The following is a 24,331-nucleotide window of genomic DNA, read 5'->3' on the forward strand; positions in this document are numbered from 1 at the left end:
CGGCACGGGCCACCCGTCGCGGGCGGATCACGTTCGGGGAACAGGCGCATCGCCGCTGCCAGGATCCCGGAACGATGCCGGCCTTGATCTGAATTGCCGTGCGAACCTCGCCGAGCCGGCGTCAGTTTCCGCCCTGCAGGACGTCCGCGAGAAGCGATTGCGTCGCGAGGATATCGCCGTACACGGTGTCCCGGAACTTCTCCCGATCCCCCTCGGCGAGGGCATCGAGCATGATCTTGTGGTACTTCGCGAAGTCCTGCGCGTAGCTCGTCTTCAGAAGCTCGCCCATCCGGTCGGACAGGAAGCGGACATAGGCGCCGCTTCGGAGCCAGAGGTTCTCGATCTGACTGACGAGAACCGGGCTGTCCGCGGCTTCGTAGATGAAGAAGTGAAAATCCCGGTTCGCGCCCAGCATCGCGGAGATGCGTCCGGCCAGTCCCTCCGCCTCATGACGGGTCTGGAGGGCCTGCAACTCGCCCTGGCGCGTGCGCAATGTATCGAAGGCGAGGTCCGCCGCGGCCGGCTCGATGATGCCGCGGGCCCTGGTGATGTCCAGGAACTCGGCCACGTCGATGGCCGGCACGTACGCGGTGCCCGACGTGGAGATGCGCAGCGCATTCTCCGCGGCCAGCCGTCTGAGCGCCTCCCGTATCGGCATGTGGGAGGTGTTGAACTTCTCGGCCAGCGCGGAAATCGTGAAGGATTCACCGGCCTCGAACACGCCGCTGATCAAGGCTTCGCGAAGTTGCGAATAGACCTGATCCTGCACCGTCCTGCGTGCGCCGACTGGCTGGAAGGTGGGTAGTGCCATACGTAAATGCCTATCTCAGGTCCGGATCGAGGCGGTCTCGAAGCAAATCGCCGAGCGCGCCCAAGCTGACAAGCAGAATTACGAGCGCGGCCGCCGGAAAAGAAATATCCGTACCCGACCTTGATCTAGGTGCCAAGGCGGAGGCGGGCGCGGACGGCTGACGTGGTCTCCCGGCGCGTGGCCCCGCATCCGGGAGGAGGAGATCGCGAGAGCGTCCCCTCCGCCCCGGTCTTACTTGGAGACGCGAGCCACGACCTCGATCTCGACCTTGATTTCGTCGTTGACGAAGCCGCAGGTGATCGTGGTGTTGGTCGGGCGCGGATCCTCGAAGACGGTCCCGAGATGCTTGGCGATGGGAACGATATCCTCGCGCCGCGCGGCATAGACGCGGAGGGAGACGATGTCCTTCAGCGTCCCGCCGGCCTTCTCCATCGTGTCGGAGATGATCTCTAGGGCCTTCACGGTCTGGGCGACGGCGTCGTCCGCGTCGGTCTCTCCCTCGACGTAGCCGGCCGTGCCGGAGATGAAGACCCACTCCCCGTCGACGACGGCGCGGGAATATCCCCCGATCTTCTCGAAGGGGGAGCCGGACGAAATGGCGTAACGCAAGGGCGATCTCCAGTTCAGTATTTGATCAATTGATATCGACAGCGTATCAAGAGCCTGAACGAGACGCAACGGAATGGAGCGGGACATGACCGCGAGCCCCGACATGCAGGATACGCTCTGGCGCCGCACCCAGAGAGACCGCTTCGACGGGACCCGGTCCCTGCCGGACAGCGTCCGCGTCGCCATCGTCGGCGGCGGCTTCACCGGGATGACCGCCGCGCGCGCCCTCGCCCGGCAGGGCGTCGAGACGGTCGTGCTCGAAGCAGGCCGCCTCGGCGAGGGTGCGAGCGGCCAGAATGCCGGCTTCGTCGTGCCGAACTTTGCGCTCGGCGCACCGGATGTCGTGCTCGAGAAGCTGGGCGAAGAGAGGGGAGCCCAGCTCCTCGATCTCGTGGCGGGCGGGGCCGATCGCGTCTTCACCATCGCCGCTGAGGAGCAGATCCTGTGCGACGCGGCCCAGACGGGCTGGCTCAATCCCTGCACCACCGATACCGAGGCCGACATGCTGCGCAAGCGCGCCGAATACTGGCGCTCCCGCGGCCGTCCGGTGCGCTTTCTGGGCCGCGAGGAGATCCGCGCGCAGACCGGAATGGGCGTTTACCGCGGCGCGCTGCTCGACGAGTCGGGAGGCACGATACATCCGCTCGACTATCTCACCGGCCTCGCCCGCGCCGTCGAGAAGGCCGGCGGTGCCGTTCTGGAGAACAGCCCCGTCCAGAAGATCGCATCCGAGGGCGGTGGCTATGCGATCACCCTTGCAGGCGGCGAGCGCCTGGCCGCTTCTTCCGTGCTTCTGTGCACCAATGCCTTCACCGGCGGGGCCGCGGCGAAACTCGGCAAGACCACCGTTCCCCTGCGCGTCTACCAGGTTGCGACGGAGCCGCTGGACGCCGAAACCGTGGCCCGCATCGCGCCGGATCGCCGGCCTGTCGGGGACACCCGCAAGAACCTCTTCACCTATCGCCTCGACCGGGACAATCGCCTGATCTCGGGCGGTATGGCCGCCATTCCGATCGGCGCGAAGGCCCGCCTGTCGCGCGTGATCACTGAGCGCCTGGCCGAGGAGCTTTCCCTTCCCGAGGTTCCGAACGCCGAAGTCGCGTGGACGGGCGTCGCCGCTCTGACCACCGACTTCCTGCCGCGGATCATGCGCTTCGGCCCGAACTACTTCGGCGGGATCGGCTGCAATGGCCGGGGCATCGCGATGACCGCGCAGCTGGGTGAGACGCTGGCCCGCGCCGCCCTCGGTGCCGACGCGGAAAGCCTGCCGATTCCGCTGCGGTCCGCCCGCCGCATCCCGTTCCATGCTGCGACCCCCCTCGCGGCCTCGGCCGGGCTAATCAAGGCCCGTCTCACCGACCGCCTTTCTTCCCTCACTCGGACCTGAGCATGGCCAACGCCCGGATCGTCTCGCTGAGCATCGACCGCGACACCCCCTTTGCCGGCGGTGCGCCCTTCGGAGGAACCGGTGCCTACCGGCTGATCGCCGGACGTGCCGAGATCGCGATACGTCCCGATGCGATTGGCGCGGACGGTATCTACGAAGCAGGCCTCATCGAGACCGGGGCCGACGGATTGATCCGTGCGGAGACTGACGTCTTCATCCTGACGCCCGCGGACGCGGCGAAGGGCAATCGCACGCTGGTTTTCGAGTTCATCAACCGCGGCAACAAGCGCGCCCTGCAATTCTTCAATCAGGGCACGCCGGGCAACACCCCAGAGTCGCTGGCAGATGCCGGGAACGGCTGGCTGATGGAGGCGGGCTACACCCTCGTCGTCGCCGCCTGGCAGGGCGACGTGCTGCGCGGCGACGGCCGCATGACGATCCGCGTTCCGGGATACTCGGACGACGCGCCGACGCGGATCGCCGCCGAGTTCATCGTCGAGGACGAGAAGACATCCTTCCTGCCGCTCTCCACCAAGACGGGGACCCGGTCCTATCCCGCCGCCACGCTGGCCACCTCGGCCGCCCGCCTCACCCGGCGGCGCTACCCGGATGCGCCCCGCGAGAAGATCGCATCCGATGCCTTCGCCTTCGAGCGGATCGACGGGGATGCCGCCGGCCTCGGCGGGGGGGACATCATGGCCGCCGAGCAGGCCATCGTGCCCTGTGCGCGCCATATCCGGCTGGACGGCGGCTTCGTTCCGGGCTGGATCTACGAGCTGGAATATGACGCGACGGGCGCCATCGCGCTCGACATGGGCTTCGTCGCGGTCGCCGAGATCGTTGCCTTCCTGCGCGACGAGACGGGCGATGCGAACCCGCTCTCCGGCGCCCTCACGCACACCATCGGCTGGGGCCGGTCGCAGGCCGGTCGCGCGATCCGGGACTTCATCTGGCGCGGCTTCAACGTCGCCAGCAGCGGCGCACGCGTGTTCGACGGGATGATCCCGCACATCTCGGGCGGCGGGAAGACCAACATGAACCGCTTCACCAACCTCGTCGTCGCCGCCTCTCGGGATCATGAGGACCAACTGAACCCGTCAGACCGCTTTCCCTTTTCCTACGCCCGTTCGACGGACCACCTGACCGGGCGGGACGATGCCATCCTGAAGCGCCCGGACACGGATCCCTTGGTGATCCACACCCATACCGCCTCCGAATACTGGTACAGGCGCGGCTCCCTCGTCCACACGGATACACAAGGGAACGATCTGGAGCAGCCCGAGACCGTCCGGATCTACACCTGGGCGAGTTCGCAGCACTGGGCGGACACCCGTGCCGCGAAGCCAGTGAAGGGTCCGTGCCGGGAGCTGCTCAACAACGTCTATACCGCGCCGTTCTTTCCGGCGACGCTCCGCCTCATGCGGGACTGGATCGCGGAGGGCATCGCGCCGCCGCCCTCCCGCATTCCGCTCCGCTCGGATGAGACCCTGGTCGACGTGGAGAGCTACCGCGAGCGCTTTCCGGAGCTTCCGGGCGTCATCCTGCCCACCCATGCGAACGCCCTGCCCCTCGTGGAGTACGGCGACAGGTTCGACGACGGCGGTGCCATCACTTGGCCGCCGCAGGTGGACGAAAGCCGGGCCTATGCCGTCCTCGTGCCGGCTCCCGATGCCATGGGCAACGACACCGCCGGTCTCAAGGCGCCGATGGTGGAGGCTCCGCTCGGCACCTACACGGGATGGAACCTGCGCGGGCGCGGCCATGGCCACGGAATGCTCTTTTCCTTCATGGGGAGCTACATTCCCCTGCCCGAGATTCCGCAGGAGGCGGAGCTGACCGGCGATCCGCGCCCTGCCATCACGGCGCTCTACCCCTCGCCCGAGGATTACAGCTCCGCCATCGCCGCTTCTGCCGAACGCCTGGTCGCGGAGGGCTTCCTCGAGCCGGATGCCACCGCCCTTTTCACCGAGCTTGCGCGCGCCTATGGGCGCGTCAACCACATTCACCGATTCTGAACCAGAGGCCCCGAGTTCCACATGAAACATCTCGCAAAACGCATCACGGAGACGTCCCCCAAGTCCTTCGGCATGTTCGCCAAGGCGATGCAGACCGGCCGTGAGGATCTGATCCACCTCGAACTCGGCCGCCCCTCCGCGGACACGCCGGAGCACATCAAGGAGGCCACGATCGACGCGATCCGCCGCGGCGATGTGCACTATTCCGACCTTCAGGGCGTGCCGCACCTGCGCCGTGCGCTGGCCGAGAAGCTGTCCCGCAAGAACGATCTCGAGGTGACCCCCGACCGCATCCTCGTGACGAACGGCCTGACCCACGGCTCCTATGCCGGGATCATGGCGTTCCTCGATCCGGGCGACGAGGCGATCCTGCTCGAGCCCTACTATCCGCAACACATCGGCAAGGTGGAGCTGGCGGGCGCGACCCCGGTGCTCGCCCAGCTCGACGCGTCGAAGAACTACGCCATCGACCCCGAGGCCATCGAGGCGAAGATCACCGAGCGGACGAAGATGATCGTGCTGATCAACCCCTGCAATCCCACGGGCCGCGTCTATTCCCGCGAGGAGCTTCAGGCGCTTGCCGATATCGCGATCAAACATGACCTGATCGTCATGTCCGACGAGGTCTACGAGGATATCCTCTTCGACAAGGCCGAGCACATCTCCATCGCCTCTCTGCCCGGCATGGACGAGCGGACGATCACGCTCTTCGCCTTCACCAAGAGCTACGCCATGGATGGCTGGCGCCTCGGCTATCTCGTGGCGCCCGAGGCCGCGATGAGCGCGCTTCTGAAGATCACCACGAACGACTGCACCCACGTGAACACCTTCATTCAGGAGGGTGCGCTCGCTGCGGTGACGGGCGATCCCGACGTCCTTCAGGGCCTGATCGACGAAGATGCCGAGAAGCGTCAGCGCGTGGTCTCCCGCCTGAACCAGATGCCGGGGATCACCTGCCCCTGGCCCGAAGGCACGATCTACGCCTTCGCCGACATCAGCGGCACCGGCTTCACCTCGCAGGACTTCGCCGACAAGCTTCTCGAGGAAGCGGGCGTCGTCGTCGAGGCGGGCAGCTTCTACGGCGCCGCCGGCGAAGGCCGCATCCGCGTGTGCTTCGGATCCGCCTCGATCGAGGACATCGACCTCGCGATGGACCGTATCCAGGCCATGGTGAGCGACCGCGCCCCGGCGTGATGACAAGCCTGCGTCCGGCGCTTTTGGTGCCGGACGCAGGATCTCCCGGGGGCATCTTCCCCCCTTCCCGCGTCCGATCCCTGCCGGGCGCCTCACGGCATCGACGCGGCCCCGGCGATCGACTGTCGCGCCTTCACGACCCGCGTGACCACGGACGTCTTCGTACGGCGCACGCCGGGCAGGCGGACGATCTGCTTTCGGATCAGACGGTCGAGGTCATCCATGTCCCGCGCGAGGACCTGAAGGATGTAATCGGCCTCCCCCGTCGTCGCGACGCAGTGATAGATCGCGGGCAACCGGCGCACTGCCACCTCGAACGCCTCCGCATCCTCCGGCGCAAGCGACAGCTCCACCAGCGCGAGGATCTCGAAGCCGAGCGCGCGGGAGGACAGGCGCGCGGCGTATCCCTCGATCACGCCTGCCTCCTCCATCGCCTTGATCCGTTTCCAGACCGGCGTCTTGGACAGCCCCTCGCGCTCGGCCAGCTCCGCGTAGGAGAGGCGGGCATTGTCTTCGAGCGCCGCGAGAAGGGCGAGGTCGAGGCGATCCATTCGTTCTCCCATGCTACAGCATACCGCGTTGATCGTTCTCCATCTTAACCCCTTCGGCACCGATTGAGAACAATGGCATCGGCGTTCTGGAACACGATGGGCGAAATTGACCAAAAGCGAACAGGCAGGAGAGACCGACCCATGGACCGCGAACGCTACCACCGCATGATCGAAGAGCCCCAGATGCTGGATTACGGCGTCTACCTGAACGTCGATCAGCTCCTGACCGCGCAGAAGCCGCTGGCCGAAATGTGCAATCCCGACGAGCTGCAGTTCCAGATCGTTCACCAGGTCGAGGAGCTTTGGATGAAGCTCATGGCGTACACGCTGGTCGACGTCATGGACTACCTGCGCGAGGGCAACACCAACCGCGTCGTGACGCTGATGGGCCGCGTCCACCGCCTCATCCGGCTGATGACGAACCAGCTCGAGGTTCTGGAGACGATGTCCCCCCGCGAGTACCAGGAGATCCGCCTGCAGCTCGGCAACGGCTCCGGCCAGGAAAGCCCCGGCTTCCAGACCCTCCTGCGGATGCCGAACGATCTCTGGGAGGCCTACAAGGCCACCTATCTCGACGGGAAGGGTCTGACCGTGGCGGAGGTCTATGACAGCAAGTACGACCACGGCGATTCCTACGTCGTCGGCGAGGCGCTGATCGAGTATGACGAGCTCTTCCAGAAGTTCCGCTCGGACCACATCCACCTCATCCACCGCTCCATCGGCCTCGGCTCCAAATCGCTGAAGGGCCGCCCGGTCGAGCTCTTGGAAAACGGCGCCCGCCACCGCTTCTTCCCCGAACTCTGGGACGTGCGCTGCGACATGACCGATTCCTGGGGCACGTCCTACGGCGTGGTGCGCGACGCGATCCACGACAAGGAAAAGGCCTGATCCAGGGGGATCGAGAGCGAAGGGGCCCCGCCGCGACCGGCGGGCCCCACCTGTCCTGCGCTTCGAAGCCAAATTTTTAGTGCGTTCCTCCCGGACCGGTACCGCCCCTTCCCGCATTGTGCGGTGAACGGAACACCGAACCCGGAGGATCACCCATGGCCGAGCATATCGACGACATGCTGCCGCCCGCCGAATACATCACCGACGCCTACAAGGGCGCCGGCAAGCTGGAGGGCAAGCGCGTCCTCATCTCAGGCGGCGACAAGGGCATTGGCCGCGCGGCCGCCTTGCACATGGCCCGCGAGGGCGCAAAGGTCGCCATCATCTATCACACGGACGCCGAGGCCGCCGAAACGGCGCGGGCCGGCATCGAGGCCGAAGGCACCGAAGCGCTGGTGATCCAGGGCGACGTGGCGAGCCGGCCCGATTGCGACGCCGCCGTGCAGGCGGTGGTGGACGCCTGGGGCGGGCTCGACGTGCTGGTGAACAATGCCGGCTTCCAGCAGCCCCGCGCCTCCCTCACCGAGATCTCGGACGAAGAGTGGCAGGACCACATGGCGGTGAACATGAACGGGATGTTCTACCTCTCCCGCGCCGCCCTGCCGCACCTCAAGGAGGGCGCGGCCATCGTCAACACGACATCCATCAACGCCTTCGTCGGCAACAAGCACCTCGTCGCCTACACCACGACGAAGGGTGCGAACGTCGCCTTCACCCGCGCGCTCGCCAAACAGCTGATGGACAAGGGAATCCGCGTGAACGAGGTCGCCCCCGGCCCGGTCGTCACCGAGATCCAGAAGACCTTCAAGGGCTACGATGACGACATCCTGAAGAACCTCGCCGCGCCCATCGGCCGGATCGGTCAGCCGCGCGAGCTCGGGCCCGCCTACGTCTTCCTCGCCTCGCAGGACAGCTCGTTCATCACCGGGCAGACGATCCACGTGAATGGCGGGATGATCTGCAACGGGTAGGGTCGCACCGGCCCGAAGGGCCCGCATGTGTCGCCGAAAGACGGAGCGTCGGCCCTCGGGCCGGCGCTCTTCTCGTTCGGGCGGAGCGTCAGACGGGCGCCGTCGCCCCCACCATTTCGGAGATCGCCGCGACCATCCGGTCGCATTCCTCGATCCCCGTGACCGTCCCGGGCGACAGCCGCAGGATCCTGCCGCGCATGTCCGTGTGCAATCCCATGGCACGGAGCGTTTCGACGGCCGCCCCCGGCTCCAGCTCCGCGGGCATCTGCACCATCAGGCTGCCACCCCGCTCGGCCGCGTCCTCGGGGGACGCAAGCGGAAGGCCCGCCGCGCGAACGCCCTCCGCCAACCGGGAGACCTTGGCGGCGTTGTCTCGGGCGATGTCCGCGACGCCCCGGTCCAGCACGTAGGCAAGCCCCGGCAGGCAGCCGACGGCAGGCAGGACGTTCGGGGTGCCATTGCCGAAGCGCCGAGCATCCGGGGCGAAGGAAAAGGCATCGAGGTCCCAGGAGAACGGGTTGTCCTGACTGAACCAGCCGCGGAACTCGGGCGTGGTCTCGGCGATGAGGTCCGGCGTCGCGTGCAGCACGCCCGCACCGCTGACGCCGCAGAGCCACTTGAGGGACGAGCCGACGGTGAAGTCCGCGCCGATGTCGGAGACGTCGTAGGGCGCGATGCCGACGCCTTGAGTCACGTCGACCCCGACGAGGCTTCCCATCTCGTGGCCATGCGCCACGAGCGCCTTCACGTCGCTCTTGTGCGAGGACGTCGATGTGACCCAGGTCAGGAGCGCAAGCCGCACGTTCTTGTCCCATGCCGCCAGCATCTGCGCGTCCGAGACCCAGGGCTCGCCCGCAGCAGGCTCCACCGTCACAAGCTCACCGCCCGCGCGGGACACAACTTCGGCGAGGAGGAAATGCAGGGACGGAAAGCAATCCTTCGCGATCAGGACCTTGCCACCCTTCAGCCGCGCCTCGGGCAGGCCGCGGATCAGGGTGTAGAGCGCGGCCGTCACGCTTTCCGCCTGCGCCAGCGTTCCAGGCGCCGCGCCGATGATCTTCGCCCACGCGGACAGGAACTCGCCCTGTTTTTCCAAAGCGTAGCCCCACTGCCCGTCATCGGTCGCGGACCATCGGGAGGAGAACGCGGACAGCTGCGCACTCAGCGCGGCGTCCTTGCCGGGAAAGGTGCCGATTGAATGATAGAGAAAGTAACCGGACACGTCGGGTCTCCCGGGGCTTTGGATCAGGCGTCGTTGAGGTTGTATTTCATGATCCTGCCGTGGCGGCCATGCCGATCCCGCTCGACGTCGTAGACATCGCCATCGACCACGGGATGCGCATCGATGGCAGCGTGGATCCGCGTCAGCTCATCGTCGTCCAGGTCGAAGTCGAAGAGCGCGGCATGCTTGCCCAGATGCCCGCCATGACGGACGCCGACGATTGCGCCAGCAACCTGCGGCTCGGCCAGGATCGCACGGATCGCGACCGAGGCGATGTCCACCCCATGCCTGTCCGCGATGCCGCGCAGGAGCTGCAGCAGGGACTGGAACACATCCCAGCCGCCGATATCGTCGATGATCAGCTTGTACTTGGTGAGGGAGCGGTTCTCGAGCTCCCCGGTCGGCTCGGGCGCCCCGAGCCATTTGTCGGACAGGAAGCCGCCGGCAACCGTGCCGTAGGCGAGGATGGCGATGCCGTTCTGCGCGCAGAACTCCGTCATCCGCTTGGTGGGTCGGCGGTCGATCAGTGAATACTGCATCTGGATGGAGGCGGGGCGGTACCCGCTCTCCAGCAGCTCACTCATCGCGTCGGTGCTGAAATTGGTGGTGCCAAGGAGGTCGATCTTGCCCTCGCGCTGGAACTCGCTCAGCCAGCCGGCCACCTCGACGTAGCGGGGAACTTCGAGGTTCCACCAGTGAAACTGCACGAGGTCCAGCCGCTCGGCGTCGAGCCGGCGAAGCGAGCGATCCACCGTTTCCTGCACCTCGGCCTTGGTAATCGTGTCGAGCTTGTCGAGATCCGGCACGCACTTGGTGTGGACCTTCAGGCGATCCAGAAGGTCCGTCCGGCCATTGGCCTTGCAGTCCTTGCGGAACGTGCCGATCAGCTCCTCGACGCCGGTATAGATGTCCGCGCAGTCAAAGGTGGTGATGCCCGCCTCCATGTAATCCCGCATCTCCTGAACGGCGCGATCCCGGTCGATCTGTCCGTGTCCGCCGGCGAGGTGCCACCCTCCCTTGAGGATACGGCTGATCTCGTAGCCCTCCGCGAGGTTCGTCCTGTGCACGTCGCTCATTTGCTGTCTCCGGCGGTCTCTGCTCTTGTCCGGTTTCATATTTTTGATATCGTATCAAATGTCAACGAAAAGCCGCCCGGTCGAGATATCCATGAGGATGCGCGCATGACCCTGAACAGCTTCGACCTCGAGATCCTCCGCCACAAAACGGTCGCCGCGGCCGAGGAGATGGGACTGACCCTGCTCCGCTCCGCCCGGACGATCTACGTCCGCGAGGTTGCGGACTTCGCCACCGCGCTGGTCGGGCTGGACGGCAAACCCTTCGCCTACCCCTCCGATCTCGGCCTGTCCGCCTTCGTCGATCTGGACCTGAAGGCGACGCTGGAGCGGACTGGCCCGCTGAGGGAGGGGGACGTGATCCTGTCGAACCTTCCCTATGCCAACGGCGGCCTCTCCACCCACCTGCCGGACCTCCAGCTCGTCCGCCCGATCTTCGTGGGCGGCGAACTCATCGCCTACGGATGGGCGATGGCGCACACGTCGGACATCGGCGGCGGCGTGCCCTCCTCCATCTCCCCGCGGTTCTCGGACGTCTACCAGGAAGGCCTGCAGCTGCCCCCGGTGCGGCTGATGAAGGAGGGCCGGATGGACGAGGACCTCCTCTCCATCTACCTCGCCAACTGCCGCTCGCCGGAGACCAACCTCGGCGACGTGCGGGCCATGATCGGCGCTCTGGAGGCCGGCGGCCGTCGCCTGACCGAGATCGCCGGCTCGCACGGGACGGAGGCGATCCTCTCCTTCCAGACCGCGCTTCGCGAGTATGCCGCCGAGAAGGCGAAGGCAGTGCTGCGGCAGATCCCGAACGGCAGCTACGATTTCCGGGACTACCTCGACCATGACTTCGTCTCGAATGTCCCCCTGCGCCTGAAACTGCGCCTCACCGCAAAGGACGGTACGGTCGACCTCGATTTTGCAGGGACCGATCCACAGGTCGCCTCCGCGTTCAACCTGCCGACGGCGGGAGAGCGGCATCCCTACCTGACCTTGCGCCTTCTTCAGTTGATCGGAACGGCGGACAAGACGGTGCCGATGAACCACGGAGCGCTCTCCAGCGTCACCACGCAGACGCCGCCCGGCAGTATCGTGAACCCCGATTATCCCGCCGCATGCGGCGTACGTCACGCCGTCATGCTGCGGCTGATGGATCTCGTCTCGGGGGCCCTGCTGACCGCCTGCCCCGGCATCGTGCCGGCCGCCGGCGGTGGAACGGTCCTCCCCGTCGTTCTGGCGGAAACGGATGCGACCACCGGCCGCCGGAAATCCGCGGTCATCCAGTCGATCATCGCCGGCGGAGGCGCGCGTGAGGGAGGCGACGGCGTGGACGGGCGCGAGAGCGGCATGTCCAACACCCGCAACTCTCCCATCGAAACGACTGAAGACGCCGCCCCCGTCCGTGTCGAGCTCTACGGTCTGCGTCCGGACAGCGGCGGGCCGGGACGGTTCCGCGGGGGGCTCGGCCTCGTCTATCGCATCCGGATGCTGAAGCCGGACCTCGCCATCCTCGCCCGCGGCCTCGAGCGCTTCCGCTTCGCACCATGGGGCGCCGCCGGAGGACGGTCAGCCCCGCCCTGCCGCGTGATCCTGAACGAAGGCACCGACCGGGAGCGGGACATCACCCGCATCGACATTCTCCCCGTCGCCGAGGGCGACACGTTGACCTTCATGACGCCGGGCGGCGGCGGTTACGGCGATCCCTTCGCGCGCGATCCCGAGGCCGTGCGCCGGGACGTTGCCCGCGGCTTCGTCTCCGCCGCCTCGGCCGAGCAGGATTACGGCGTGATCCTGACGGCGGCGGGCGATGTGGACGTGGACGCCACCGAGACCGCCCGCGCCGACGCGTTCGACCGGGCGCATACCGGCTTCGACTTCGGCCCCGAGAGGAAACTCTGGGAGAGCGTGATGGACGACGCGACCGCGACGCGCCTCAACGCCGCCCTCGGCCACCTCCCTGCCAGCGCCCGCACCACGCGCCGCCGCCTGATCCTGGAAGCCGCGATCCCCGCTCTTGCGGGCGACACCCTTTCTCTCGCGGACAGTCTTCGCGATCCCGGAGCCGTCCGGTCGCTCCTCCTCCCGCTGATCGAAAACCTAGAAGCCGAACACGGAGCCGCAGCATGACGGGCACGGGGCAATGGCGCATCGGCATCGATGTCGGCGGAACCTTCAACGACCTCGTTGCGGAGAATCTCGCGACCGGTCGCCGGGTCTTCCACAAGGAGCCGTCCGTCCCCTCCGACCCCTCCCTCGCCGTCCAGCGCGGGATGACGGGACTGCTCGATGTCGCCGGCCTCGCCCCCGGGGACATCGGGGCGGTGATGCATGGCACGACGCTGGCGCTGAACACGATCCTCCAACGCCAGGGCGCCCGCGTCGCGGCCGTTGTCTCCCGCGGCAACCGCCACGTCTTCGAGATCGCCCGCGCCCAGCTTCCCGCTGCCATCGACTTCACCCATGGCCGCGAAGAGCCCCTCGTCCCCGCCGACCGGGTCTTCGAGACGGAGGCCCGGATCGGGGCGGACGGGACCATCGTCGCTGCCGTCGATGACGCAGAGATGGACCGGCTCGCCGACGACCTGCGGCGCGCAGGGGCGGAAGCGGTCGCCGTGATGCTGGTCAATTCCTATCGCCACCCCGCCCTCGAAGCCGAGATCGCCGAAGCCCTGACCCGGCGCCTGCCTGATCTGCCCTTTGTCGCCTCCGCCGCGATCTGGCCCGAGGCGCGGGAATACGAACGGGGCCTCCTCGCCGCGCTCAACGCCTCGATCCGCCCTCTCATGGGCGCCTATTTCGAGCGCCTGACCTCCCGCCTCGGAGAGCTGGGCATCGACGCGCCCCTCTTCATCACGACGAACAACGGTGGCACCGTGAGCCTCCAGACCGCCCTCGATCGCCCCATCGACACGGTCCTGTCGGGGCCTGCCGCCGGTGTCACCGCCGCGATCGATACCGCGCCATCCGAAGCAGGCGACAACCTCGTCACTTTCGACATGGGCGGCACCTCGGCGGACATGTCCATCATCGCCGGCCGTGCGCCGGAACTCACGAGCGCGGCGCGTGTCGGGGACTTTCCGATCATGCTTCCCGTCGTTTCCGTCACCGCCATCGGTGCGGGCGGCGGCTCCATACTCTGGCGCGATGCGCAGGGTGTGCTGAAGATCGGCCCGGAAAGCGCCGGCTCCGATCCCGGCCCCATCGCCTACGGGCGCGGCGGGACCCGCCCGACGATCACCGATTGCTACCTCGCCACCGGGATCGTCGATCCCGCCCGGTTCCTCGGCGGGCGCATGGCGCTGGACGGGGCGGCCGCGGCCGCGGGCCTTGCCGCGCTCGGCCGTGATCTCGGGCTGGAGGGCGACGAGGATGTCGCCGCCCGCGCCGCCCATGCGGGCCTGCGCGTCGCCACCGCGATGATGGGCGTCGACCTCTCCAAGCTCCTGGCGCGCCGCGGGCTCGATCTGCGGGATTTCACCATGGTCGCCTATGGCGGCGCCGGCGCGACCCATGCGATGATGCTGGCGCGGGAAGCGGGCCTCTCCCGCGTTCTCATCCCCGGCGCCCCCGGCACGTTCTGCGCTCTCGGCGCGTCGATTGCCCGGATCCAGAGGGACTTCGTCGCCAGCCTCGGACACCTGCTCGGCACCGGCAAGGCGAATGCCGGCCTGCCCGTGAAGGCGGCGCTCGACCGGCTGAGCCAGGAGGCCGCAACATGGGCGCGCGGCGAGACCGCGGGCGACGCCGGCGCGCCCCGGATCAGCGCGATGGTCCGCGCCCGCTTTCCCGATCAGGCTTACGATCTCGAACTCGAGTTCGGTGCCGATGCACTGACCCGTCGGGATGCGGCGGGGCTGGAGCGGCTGATCCTGGACGCCTTCCACGACCGGCATCGCACGCTCTACGGCTTCGAGGATCGCGCCACGCCGGTTCTTGCCGGATTGCTGCGCGTGACGGTCACGATCCCCGCAGAACGGCCCGCCTCACCACGGCCCGAACCCGCGAAGACGGTCCCGACGGAGCACCGCCGCGTCTGGGACGGGGCCTGGCTGGACGCTCATGTGCTCGACCGCGCCTCCCTTCCGCCCGGCGCCCGCATCACCGGCCCCGCCCTTCTCGAACAGCCCGATACAACGATCTGGATCGTGCCCGGCTGGACGGGCGAAGTCCTGCCGGACGGCAATCTGATGGTCACACAGGACGCGGGCGACGCAGCGCCCGGCTTGCGCCGGCCCGCAGAACACGCTTCCTGAAGAGAAGGCCAACACGAGAAGGACGGGCGCCGATGACGAGGACATCCTTTCCGGAGATCGCTCCGGTGCGCCGCGAGACCGTCCAGTCCCGCATCCACCAGGAACTTCGGACCATGCTCATGGCCGGGCATTTCCAGCCCGGTCAGGCGCTGAAGATCAACGATCTGGCCGCCGCCTTCGGCACCTCGGCCCAGCCAATCCGCGAATCGATCCGGCAGCTCGTCGCCGAACGGGCCCTCGATGCCACGGCCAATCGCTCCGCCCGAATCCCCCTGCTTGGTCCCGAACAGCTCGACGATCTGCGGCGCACCCGCCTCGCTCTCGAAGGACTGGCCGCAGAACTCGCCACCGAACGGGCGACCGAGGAGGGGATCTCGGCGCTGAGCCGGATCGTCGACGAGGAGCTCCGCGCCGACGACAAGCGGGACATCGGCACCTCGGTCGCGCATAACCTGAACTTCCATTTCACGATGTACCGGATGTCCGGCTCGGAAATCATTCCGCCAATCATCGAGGGCCTCTGGCTGCGCGTCGGCCCCCATGTGCGCACCGCCGCGGAGATCTTCGATGCGCGGGAGGGCCGTGGCGCGGAGCTCCATGTTCGGGCCATCGAGGCGATGCGCAGGGGCGACGGTCCCGGAACCCGTGCCGCCATCGAGACCGACATCAATCGCTTCTTCGACCTGATCCGAGACATGGCCCCCACGGAGGACTAGCCGCGGCGCGCCCTGCCTGCGGCGCATATCCCCGCCGCAGGCAGGGCGCGCCGCAGGGAAGGGCGGGATTACCCCGCCATGATCTCCCGCACGCGGCGGGTCCAGGGATCGTCGGGGTCGCCTGTCCGCAGGTGCGCCTCGAAGTGATCGGCCCCCTCCATCACCATCGCTTCGGCCTGAACGCCGCTCGCCTTCAGCGCCTCCACCAGTTGCGGACCTTCCTCGAGCACGTAGGGCTTTTCGTCACCGCCCCAGGCGACGAGAACGGGGATGTCCCGCTTCAGGGGCGAGCGGGCGAGCTCGAGCGGCGAATCGGGAACCTCGGGGCCGACATGGAGCGACGTGTCCGTCTCCAGATCGGTCAGGCGTCGGGCGAAGTTGGCGGACATCGGAAAGCTGCCCTTGATCGCGTCCTCCGGGAGGCCGGCCTCTTCCCGCCAGTCATCCCTTTGCACCAGCAACGCCGCAATCTGGCCGCCGGCCGAATGACCGCCGACGAACAGGCGATCCGGATCGCCGCCGAAGTCGGGGGCGACCTCCTGGGCCTTCTTCACCGCCGCGAAGCAGTCCCGCAGCAGGTCGCGGAACGAGACTTCCGGCGACAGGCGGTAGGAGGCAGAGACGAGGATCGCCGGGAAGGCGGTAATCGCAGGCGCCATGAACCCGCACCATTCCTTGAACCCGTGGGTGAAGTTCCCGCCATGAAAGAAGACGAGGACAGGCAGCCCCGTCCCGCCCTCCTTCGGCGCGTAGACATCGATGGCCTGCGCCGGATCGTCACCGAAGGGGATGTCGTAGCCCAGCCGGACCGTGTCGGCCGCGGCCTCGGAGGTTTCGAGAGCGACCTCACCGTAAGCGTCCGCTTTTTCGTTGATTGAAGATTGTGCAGGTAGTTTCTTGAAATTGTTCATCGGATGGGAGGCTCCACGCAGGATTGGTTCAAATACGAAGTTTCTGTTGACTTCGAGGTAGCGCGCTCGAAGACTGACACGATCTGATCAAATATCACAAACAAAAATCACCACGGGGAAACTGAACGCACATGACCAACGCTCTGCTCTCTCGAACGGCCCTGGCTGCGATCTTCCTGGCCGGCTTTTCGGCCGCCGGATCGGCGCAGGATCTGTCCATCGCACTCGCCGACGATCCCGATGCGCTCGATCCGGTGACGAACCGCACCCATGTCGGGATCACCGTGATGGGCGTCATGTGCGACGGCCTTCTGACCACCGACGAGGATCTGAACTTCGTCCCGGTGCTCGCCGAAAGCTGGTCGTGGTCCGATGACGGTCTCGCCCTGACGATGAACCTGCGGCAGGACGTGACCTTCCAGGACGGTACGCCGTTCAACGCCGATGCGGTGAAGGCCGGTCTCGAGCGGGCGCTGAACCAGCCCGACTCGCAGCGTGCCGCGGACATCTCCTCCATTTCGAGCGTCGAGGCGCCGGGCGAGTACGAGGTCGTCGTGAACGTCTCCGAGCCCTCGGCGCAGCTTCTGTCCAAGTTCGCCGAACGCGTCGGCATCATCTTCTCCCCCACGGCCATCGAGGAAACGGGCGCCGCGGATATCGGCGCCGCCCCGGTCTGCGCCGGTCCCTACGCGTTCGACGAGCGCGTCGCGCAGGACCGGATCGTCGTGAAGAAGGTCGAGGATTACTGGAACGCCGACGCCTACGCGTTCGACACCGTGACCTTCCGCGTCATGCCGGACGACTCGGTGCGCCTTGCGAACCTGCAATCGGGCGACGTGGACATCATGGAGAAGCTCGACCCGTCGAATGTCGACGTGGTGGAGCAGGATCCGAACATCACGGTCGAGCCGGTCGCGGTGATGAACAATCAGGCGCTGATGTACAATCTGGAGCAGGACGGCCCCTTCGCGAGCGCCGACGTGCGCAACGCCTTCGAGTTGTCCCTCGATCGCAACGCCATCAACCAGGTCGCCTTCGGCGGGCGCTACCTCGCCGGCAACCAGGTCACGCCGCCGAACTCGCAGTACTACGATCCGGCCACTCCGATGCCGGAGCGGGACGTCGAAGGCGCCAAGGCGCTGCTTGAGCAGGCCGGCGTCGAGATGCCAGTCGAGTTCGAGATCCTCGTGCCGAACCGGCCCCTCTCCGTCCGCGTGGCGCAGATGATGCAGGCGATGAGCCAGGAGGCGGGCTTCGCCACTGAACTCAACGTGGTGGACTTCGCGACGACCCTCCAGATGACGGAGGACGGCAACTTCACCGCATGGGGCCCGATCGGTCCCCAATTCGCGAACGATCCCGATGCCGTCGCCTTCCAGGTGCTGCATTCCACCGGCTCCAGGAACCTCTCGCGCTACTACTCCGACGAGATGGATGCACTGCTTGAGGAGACGCGCACCCAGACCGATCCGGCGGAACGTGTCGAGGTCTTCCACAAGGTCGCGGCGCTCGCCGCAGCCGACGAACCGGTGACCTATCTCTACCACATGCCGCAGATCTACGCCTATGACAGCGCCATCGAGGGGCTGACCTACACGGGCGACGGCTTCCTGCGCCTCGTCGATGTGACCCGCGCCGAGTGAGCGACAGAAGACGGGCCGCGCGGACACGTTCCCGCGCGGCCCGACGCCCGGACCTCGAGCCTCATTTTCCCGAAAGGGCACCATGCTCCGTTTCCTCGCGAACCGCGTCCTCGTCGCGATCCCGACGCTGATCCTGATCTCGATCATCGTCTTCTCGCTGCAGCAGCTCCTGCCGGGCGATCCCGCCCTTATCATCGGCGGCGGCGAGGCGTCCCCCGAGGTGATCGCGGCCATCCGGGAGGAATACGGCTTCAACGACCCCCTCGTGATCCAGTACTTCCACTGGATCGGCGACATCTTCCGCGGCGATTTCGGCGTGTCCTACCGCACGCGACAGCCCATCGGACCGATGATCCTCGACAAGATTCCGGTGACCGTGACGCTCGGGGCCGCTGCCATGCTGTTCTCCCTCGTCATCGGCATCCCGCTCGGCATCCTTGCCGCGCTCGGCAAGGGGAAAGGCTGGGACCATGTGGTGACGGTCTTCGCCATGTCCGGCATCTCGATCCCGAACTTCTGGCTCGGCATCATGCTGATCCTGCTCTTCGCGGTGAAGCTGCGCTGGCTGCCGGCGGGGGGCTTCGTGCCCTTCACCGAGGACCCGATCGGCTGCCTGAGGAGCATCGCGATGCCCGCCGTGGTTCTCGGCACCGCCCTCGCCGCGGCGATGATGCGGCACACCCGATCCGCCATGCTGAACATCCTGCAGCAGGACTACGTCCGCACCGCCCGCTCCAAGGGACTCGCCGAGAGGGTCGTGATCGTCCGTCACGCCTTCCTCAATGCGCTGGTGCCGATCATCACGCTGGCGACGCTGCAATTCGGCACGCTTCTCGCCGGCGCCGTGCTGACCGAGCAGGTCTTCTCCATCCCCGGTCTCGGCAAGATGGTCGTCGATAGCGTCTTCAACCGGGAGTACCAGGCCGTGCAGGCGGTCACGCTGCTGTCGGGCGTCGCCTTCGTCGCGATGAACCTGCTCGCCGATATCCTGTACTTCTGGGCCAATCCCAAACTGAGGGCCAACCGATGAGCGTCTCCGTCTCCAGCGCCGGGCCGGGCAAGACCCGCGTTCCGCGCCCCGCCCAGAGCCAGTTCGCCCTTACCTTCCGGCGCTTCGCCAGAAACCGCGCGGCGCTGGCCGGGCTGATCATCGTCGGGCTGTTCGCCATCCTCGCGATCTTCGCCCCGCTCATCGCGCCGCAGGATCCGACCGCGACGGACTGGGGCGCGATTCGCCAGTCCCCGTCCCTCGCCCATCTCTTCGGCACGGACGAGTTGGGGCGGGACGTCTTTTCGCGCATCCTCTACGGGGCGCGGGCCTCGCTTCTGGCAGGCTTCGTGTCGGTGCTGATCTCCTTCGGCGTAGGCGTGCCGCTCGGCATGGTCGCTGGCTATTTCGGCGGCTTTCTCGACACCGTCATCATGCGGGTCGTGGATGCCTTCCTTGCGATCCCCTTCCTGATCCTCGCCATCGCGCTCGCCGCGTTTCTCGGGCCCAGCCTGTCCAACGCGATGATCGCCATCGGCATCTCCTTCGCCCCGGTCTTCGCGCGTCTGGCGCGGGCGCAGACGATGGTGGTGAAAGTGGAGGAGTATATCGAGGCGGCCCGCTCCATCGGCGCGCCGCATTCGGTAATCCTGTCCCGCCATGTTTTCGTGAACATCCTGCCGCCGCTGCTGGTCCAGACCACGCTGGCCATCGCCACGGCCATCATCGCGGAGGCGGCGCTCGGCTTTCTCGGCCTCGGGCAACAGCCGCCGGCGCCGTCCTGGGGCTCCATGCTGGACAATGCGCGCGCCTCGCTCATGATCGCGCCGACCATGGCGATCTATCCCGGCGTTGCGATCTTCCTCACCGTGCTCGGCTTCAATCTCCTCGGAGACGGCCTGCACGACGCGCTCGATCCCAAGGACTGACCGCCTAGGCTTGCGCCTGCCGCCTCAGCGCGATGAGCGCCCCAACCATGATCACCGCGGTGCCGATCAGTGTCGCCGTGGTGGGCACCTCGCCGAGAAGCACGAAGGCGAAGAGCGCGGCGAAGACCGCGCGGGTGAAGTCCACCGGCGCGATCACGGACGCTTCCCCGTAGCGCAGCGCAAGGATCGTCGCGAGGTTACCGACGAGGCTGAACCCGCCGATGAGAAGAAGGAGCCCGAAGCCCGCCGCATCCGGCGTGTCCCACTCGAGGATGGCCCAGGGCAGAAAGACGAGGACGCCGAGACCGGTCTGGTACATCAGAAGGACGCTGGCCGGCTCGGACCGTGCGAGAACGCGCGTCGTCACCACCGCGATCGCGGAAGAGAGGGCCGACGCGATCCCGAGGCCCAGACCGACGGCGCTCATCGCCTCCCCCGTCGGCTGCGCGAGGATCAGGACGCCGCCGAAGCCCAGGGCCACCGCGAAGGCCCTCCGCGGACCGACCATCTCCCGCAGGACGAGCGCCGCGAGGATCGTGACGAAAAGCGGTTTGCAGAAGGAGAGCGCCGTCGCCTCCGCCACCGGCAGGAACGCGACCGAGGAGACACCTGTGGAAACGCCGATCACCATCATCGCGGACCGCCACAGATGCGGCGCATGGCGGCGGCCGGGCCTGAAGATGTCGTTCACCTCCCGGGCGTTCAGCAGCCACACCACCACGCCCTGAACCCCGACCATGAACAGAAGGATCGTGCTCATCGGCACCACCTCCTGCGCCGACTTGATCAGGGTGACCTGCATGGAGAAGACGGCAGCGTTGCCGAGCATCCAGAGCGGCCCGCGCAGATCCCCGCCGGCGCCGGCACCGGCGGCGCTCAAGAGGCCGGAGCGGTCGCCTCGCCCTCCCGCCGCTGCGCCTGGCGCCGCGCAGTGGCGGCTTCGAGCGCGGCGAGGCGCCGCGCATAGGCCGTCTCCGGCCCTGCCGCCGCGCTGTCCTGCGGCATCTCGAAAGCAGGGATTTCATCGAGGCGGCGGCAGAGGACGCGGTGCCCACCGCCAAGGTCCCGCGCCTCCGGAACCTCGGCGGCGCATTCGGGCGTCGCGAAGGGGCACCGCGTGTGGAAGTGACACCCGGATGGCGGCGTGACCGGCGAGGGCAGATCTCCCTCGAGACGAACCTCGCTGGCGACATGGGCCGGATCCGGCACCGGGATCGCGGACAGAAGCGCCTGCGTGTAGGGGTGGCGGGGCGCGCGATAGAGCTCCTCGGCCGGGGCGATCTCCACGATACGTCCCAGGTACATCACCGCGACCGTGTCCGAGATGTGCCGCACCACGGTCAGGTCATGCGCGATGACGAGGTAGGCAAGGCCGAGCTCCTCCTGAAGGTCCTTCAGAAGGTTGATGACCTGAGCCTGCACAGAAACGTCGAGCGCGGAGACCGGCTCGTCCGCCACGATCAGCCGTGGATTGAGCGCGAGGGCCCGGGCGATGCCGATGCGCTGCCGCTGCCCGCCGGAGAACTCGTGCGGGTAGCGCCGGGCGTGATCGGGAGAGAGACCGACCATGCGCAGAAGATCGTCGACGCGGGACCGTCGCTCGGCGGCCGTGCCGATCCCGTGAAGCCGCAGCGGCTCGGTCAGGATATCCCGGATCGTGGCGCGGGGATTGAGGGAGGCGAAGGGGTCCTGGAACACCATCTGCAGATCCCGCCGCGCGCGGCGCATCTCGGAGCGGCCGAACTTGGTCAGATCCCGCCCCTCGAGCAGGACCTCGCCGTCCGTCGGCTCGATCAGTCGCAGCAGAAGCCGCGCGAGGGTGGACTTGCCGCACCCGGATTCGCCGACGATCGACAGGGTCTCCCCTTCCCTGATCTCGAGGTCGATCCGGTCCACTGCCTGCACCACCTTGCCGCTGCCGAAGAAGCCACCGCCAATGGTGAAGTGCTTGCGCAGCGCCTTCGCGTCGAGAAGTACGTCACCCTTCATGCCTCTGCGTCCTCCCGGATATCCGCGCTGCGGCCCTCGTGCTCCGGCATCGGATGCCAGCAGGCGACGCCGTGGCCCTCCGAGACGGTCTCCAGCGCAGGACGTTTGCTGCGGCAGATATCGGTGGCGAAGACGCAGCGCGGGTTGAACCGGCACCCCTCCGGCATCTCGGAGAGCGGCGGTACGGTTCCCTCGATCGTGGCCAGACGCTCGCGGATGTCCCCGAGGCGCGGAATCGAGGCGAGAAGGCCGAGCGTGTAGGGGTGCTGCGGATCCTCGAAGATCTGGCGGACGGTCCCCGTCTCGACGATCCGCCCCGCATACATCACCGCGACCCGATCGCCGACCTCGGCCACCACGCCGAGATCGTGAGTGATCATCAGGATGGCCGTCCCCGTCTCCCGGCGGAGCGCGCGCATCAAATCGAGGATCTGCGCCTGAATGGTGACGTCGAGCGCCGTCGTCGGCTCGTCCGCGATCAGGAGGGCCGGCTCGCAGGCCATCGCCATGGCGATCATCACGCGCTGGCGCATCCCCCCGGAGAGCTGGTGCGGGTACTGATCGATCCGCGTTTCGGGCGAGGGTATGCGGACCTCCTTCAGAAGATCGATCACGCGCGCCCGCGCAGCGGAGCGCTTCACATCGCGGTGGCGCAGGAGCGTCTCGGCGATCTGGTCTCCCACGGTCAGCGCAGGGTTCAGCGAGGTCATCGGCTCCTGAAAGATCATGCCCATCCGGTCCCCGCAGAGGGCGCGGCGCTGCATCCGCGTGAGGCCTGTCAGTTCACGTCCCTCGAGACGGATCGCGCCGGCGCTGATGTCACCGCCCTGCCCGATCAGGCCCATGACGGAGAGCGCCGTGACGCTCTTGCCGGACCCCGACTCGCCGACGAGGCAGAGCACTTCACCCGGCCTCATCGCGAAATCGACACCATCGACGGCGCGCGTTCCGCCGAAGCTCGTCTTGAGGTCGATCACCTCGAGGAGCGGCTTGCCGTCGCCTGATGGACGCGCGTTCATCTCGTCCTCTCCAGATGGGGCAGCACGGCGAGAAGCGGCCCGACAAGGCTGCGCCCGAAGGCGTGCGCCCGCGCGGGGCACCAGCCGGTCTCGGGCACCGGATGCGCGCTCACGTCCTTGAAGGGTTGCTCCAGCAGCACGGAGAGGGCGTGCGGAAAGGCCGAGCCGACCCAGTTCCACGCCATGCCGAGATCGGGGCTTTCGGGACAGCCGCCGGGATACGGATGGCCCGGTTCGTAATCGGGGGAGGCCGCCGCCCAGGCCGCCTCGAACGCCTCGAAGGGGGCGCGCCGCTCGGGGCGCCATCCGGGCACGTTCTCCGAGGGCCAGATGAAGTTGCAGTGAAGTTCCTGATCGGCGTGACAGTCGAGGAAGAAATCGAGCCCCCGCGCCTCCATCACGCTCCGGATCGCGACCACCTCGGGCGCGCGCTCGGGGTCCGGCGTCTCCCATTCGCGGTTGAGATTAGCGCCGGCGGCATTGGTGCGTGTGTGGCCGAGGGCGCTCCCGTCGGGGTTTGCGTTCGGCACGATGTTGATCTCAGCGCTTTCGCGGAGGACACGCGCTCCGGCGTCGGCGGGATCGAGGAGCCGCTCCAGCAATCCCTCTAGCAGAAAGCCGCCCTGCGTCTCGGACGGGTGCTGACGCGCCACGAGCCAGAGGACGGGCTTTTCCGCGTCGGCATCGAAGGTCAGCCGGTCGATGGGGCGTCCCTGGACGGAGCGGCCGATCTCTTCCAGCCGCACGCCCGGATCCGTGAGCGCCCGCGCGATCAGCGCCGCATCCCGCTCGGGTCCAAACGGTGCGAACTTGGCGATCTGGATGACGTCGCGCTCCGGCGTGAGCTCGAAGGAGAACGTCTCGCCGTCATACTCCGCAGGAACCCGCCTCCACGTGTGGCCGTCCGTGCTGACCAGCGGACCGGTATTCGTCCACTGATCCTCGTAGCCTTCCCGCCCGGTCAGGCGGCCCGCCTCCGCCGCGCGGCATCCCTCGATCGTGAAGCGGCAGCGCACGTCCTTAGCGCCCGACACGCGGAAATTGTACCAGCCGACGAAGTCCGATCCCGGGTCGCCTGGCACGCGCAGGCGGATCGCGGCGGGGTCGGTTGCATCGAGGACGTCGATCCGCCCCGAGGGGATCATGGAACTGATGGCGATCGTCATGG

Annotated in this window: 21 protein-coding genes; 11 read left to right on the plus strand and 10 right to left on the minus strand. The window is 67.4% G+C overall.

Features of this window, described 5'->3' with window-relative positions; genetic code table 11:
- Positions 1–121: 121 nt before the first annotated feature.
- Both DQG15_RS13910 and DQG15_RS13915 read right to left on the minus strand, forming a co-directional pair.
- Entirely contained in the window at positions 122–811 is a 690-nt protein-coding gene (locus DQG15_RS13910; protein WP_116086140.1) for a GntR family transcriptional regulator, read from the minus strand.
- Between the two features lie 231 nt (positions 812–1,042).
- The gene (locus DQG15_RS13915) at positions 1,043–1,420 is read right to left on the minus strand and encodes a RidA family protein (RefSeq protein WP_116086142.1); all 378 of its coding nucleotides are present in this window, start codon (positions 1,418–1,420) and stop codon (positions 1,043–1,045) included.
- Positions 1,421–1,505: 85 nt separating this feature from the next.
- Here DQG15_RS13915 and DQG15_RS13920 point away from each other — a divergent pair, with 85 nt between their 5' ends.
- From DQG15_RS13920 to DQG15_RS13930, 3 genes are read left to right on the plus strand one after another with little or no spacing between them, the layout of a single operon-like run.
- The gene (locus DQG15_RS13920; protein ID WP_116086379.1) at positions 1,506–2,807 is read left to right on the plus strand and encodes an FAD-binding oxidoreductase; all 1,302 of its coding nucleotides are present in this window, start codon (positions 1,506–1,508) and stop codon (positions 2,805–2,807) included.
- Positions 2,808–2,809: 2 nt separating this feature from the next.
- Positions 2,810–4,822, plus strand: coding sequence for an alpha/beta hydrolase domain-containing protein (locus DQG15_RS13925; RefSeq protein WP_116086144.1), 2,013 nt, complete (start codon positions 2,810–2,812; stop codon positions 4,820–4,822).
- Between the two features lie 21 nt (positions 4,823–4,843).
- On the plus strand, positions 4,844–6,016 hold the full coding sequence (locus DQG15_RS13930) for a pyridoxal phosphate-dependent aminotransferase (protein ID WP_116086145.1): 1,173 nt from the start codon (positions 4,844–4,846) through the stop codon (positions 6,014–6,016).
- 92 nt (positions 6,017–6,108) lie between these two features.
- Here DQG15_RS13930 and DQG15_RS13935 read toward each other — a convergent pair whose 3' ends face one another.
- Entirely contained in the window at positions 6,109–6,567 is a 459-nt protein-coding gene (locus DQG15_RS13935) for an Lrp/AsnC family transcriptional regulator (protein ID WP_116086147.1), read from the minus strand.
- A gap of 141 nt (positions 6,568–6,708) precedes the next feature.
- On the opposite strand from DQG15_RS13935, the gene DQG15_RS13940 reads away from it, so the two are divergent.
- Both DQG15_RS13940 and DQG15_RS13945 read left to right on the plus strand, forming a co-directional pair.
- The gene (locus tag DQG15_RS13940; RefSeq protein WP_116086148.1) at positions 6,709–7,455 is read left to right on the plus strand and encodes a tryptophan 2,3-dioxygenase family protein; all 747 of its coding nucleotides are present in this window, start codon (positions 6,709–6,711) and stop codon (positions 7,453–7,455) included.
- A gap of 155 nt (positions 7,456–7,610) precedes the next feature.
- Entirely contained in the window at positions 7,611–8,426 is an 816-nt protein-coding gene (locus DQG15_RS13945; RefSeq protein WP_198665155.1) for an SDR family oxidoreductase, read from the plus strand.
- Positions 8,427–8,514: 88 nt separating this feature from the next.
- Here DQG15_RS13945 and DQG15_RS13950 read toward each other — a convergent pair whose 3' ends face one another.
- Both DQG15_RS13950 and DQG15_RS13955 read right to left on the minus strand, forming a co-directional pair.
- Positions 8,515–9,648, minus strand: coding sequence for an aminotransferase class V-fold PLP-dependent enzyme (locus DQG15_RS13950; RefSeq protein ID WP_116086149.1), 1,134 nt, complete (start codon positions 9,646–9,648; stop codon positions 8,515–8,517).
- A gap of 23 nt (positions 9,649–9,671) precedes the next feature.
- On the minus strand, positions 9,672–10,724 hold the full coding sequence (locus DQG15_RS13955; protein WP_116086151.1) for an aldo/keto reductase: 1,053 nt from the start codon (positions 10,722–10,724) through the stop codon (positions 9,672–9,674).
- A gap of 105 nt (positions 10,725–10,829) precedes the next feature.
- On the opposite strand from DQG15_RS13955, the gene DQG15_RS13960 reads away from it, so the two are divergent.
- From DQG15_RS13960 to DQG15_RS18225, 3 genes are read left to right on the plus strand one after another with little or no spacing between them, the layout of a single operon-like run.
- Positions 10,830–12,842, plus strand: coding sequence for a hydantoinase B/oxoprolinase family protein (locus DQG15_RS13960; RefSeq protein ID WP_116086152.1), 2,013 nt, complete (start codon positions 10,830–10,832; stop codon positions 12,840–12,842).
- Positions 12,839–14,968, plus strand: coding sequence for a hydantoinase/oxoprolinase family protein (locus tag DQG15_RS13965; protein WP_116086153.1), 2,130 nt, complete (start codon positions 12,839–12,841; stop codon positions 14,966–14,968). Before DQG15_RS13960 ends, DQG15_RS13965 begins: the two co-directional genes overlap by 4 nt.
- A gap of 32 nt (positions 14,969–15,000) precedes the next feature.
- On the plus strand, positions 15,001–15,684 hold the full coding sequence (locus tag DQG15_RS18225) for a GntR family transcriptional regulator (protein WP_157969001.1): 684 nt from the start codon (positions 15,001–15,003) through the stop codon (positions 15,682–15,684).
- 68 nt (positions 15,685–15,752) lie between these two features.
- On the opposite strand, the gene DQG15_RS13975 is transcribed toward DQG15_RS18225, so the two are convergent.
- On the minus strand, positions 15,753–16,595 hold the full coding sequence (locus tag DQG15_RS13975) for an alpha/beta hydrolase (protein ID WP_116086154.1): 843 nt from the start codon (positions 16,593–16,595) through the stop codon (positions 15,753–15,755).
- A 131-nt stretch (positions 16,596–16,726) separates the two neighbouring features.
- Here DQG15_RS13975 and DQG15_RS13980 point away from each other — a divergent pair, with 131 nt between their 5' ends.
- The 3 genes from DQG15_RS13980 (at position 16,727) to DQG15_RS13990 (ending at position 20,155) form a co-directional block, all read left to right on the plus strand.
- The gene (locus DQG15_RS13980; protein ID WP_116086155.1) at positions 16,727–18,238 is read left to right on the plus strand and encodes an ABC transporter substrate-binding protein; all 1,512 of its coding nucleotides are present in this window, start codon (positions 16,727–16,729) and stop codon (positions 18,236–18,238) included.
- A gap of 82 nt (positions 18,239–18,320) precedes the next feature.
- Positions 18,321–19,268: an ABC transporter permease gene (locus DQG15_RS13985; protein WP_116086156.1), complete on the plus strand. Its 948-nt coding sequence runs from the start codon at positions 18,321–18,323 to the stop codon at positions 19,266–19,268.
- Positions 19,265–20,155: an ABC transporter permease gene (locus DQG15_RS13990; RefSeq protein ID WP_116086157.1), complete on the plus strand. Its 891-nt coding sequence runs from the start codon at positions 19,265–19,267 to the stop codon at positions 20,153–20,155. Before DQG15_RS13985 ends, DQG15_RS13990 begins: the two co-directional genes overlap by 4 nt.
- 4 nt (positions 20,156–20,159) lie before the next feature.
- On the opposite strand, the gene DQG15_RS13995 is transcribed toward DQG15_RS13990, so the two are convergent.
- Genes DQG15_RS13995 through DQG15_RS14010 form a run of 4 tightly spaced genes read right to left on the minus strand, consistent with a single transcriptional unit; the run spans position 20,160 to position 24,329 of the window.
- Positions 20,160–21,035: a DMT family transporter gene (locus tag DQG15_RS13995; protein WP_116086158.1), complete on the minus strand. Its 876-nt coding sequence runs from the start codon at positions 21,033–21,035 to the stop codon at positions 20,160–20,162.
- On the minus strand, positions 21,032–22,144 hold the full coding sequence (locus DQG15_RS14000; protein ID WP_116086159.1) for an ABC transporter ATP-binding protein: 1,113 nt from the start codon (positions 22,142–22,144) through the stop codon (positions 21,032–21,034). Before DQG15_RS14000 ends, DQG15_RS13995 begins: the two co-directional genes overlap by 4 nt.
- Positions 22,141–23,163 (minus strand): ABC transporter ATP-binding protein, encoded by a 1,023-nt coding sequence (locus DQG15_RS14005; protein ID WP_116086160.1) that lies wholly within the window; start codon positions 23,161–23,163, stop codon positions 22,141–22,143. The genes DQG15_RS14000 and DQG15_RS14005 overlap by 4 nt, the downstream gene beginning before the upstream one ends.
- Positions 23,160–24,329, minus strand: a complete 1,170-nt coding sequence (locus DQG15_RS14010; protein ID WP_116086161.1) for a M14-type cytosolic carboxypeptidase — start codon at positions 24,327–24,329, stop codon at positions 23,160–23,162. The genes DQG15_RS14005 and DQG15_RS14010 overlap by 4 nt, the downstream gene beginning before the upstream one ends.
- Positions 24,330–24,331: the final 2 nt, after the last annotated feature.

The sequence above is a fragment of the Tropicimonas sp. IMCC34011 genome, from assembly GCF_003390865.1.
Lineage (GTDB): Bacteria > Pseudomonadota > Alphaproteobacteria > Rhodobacterales > Rhodobacteraceae > Tropicimonas_B.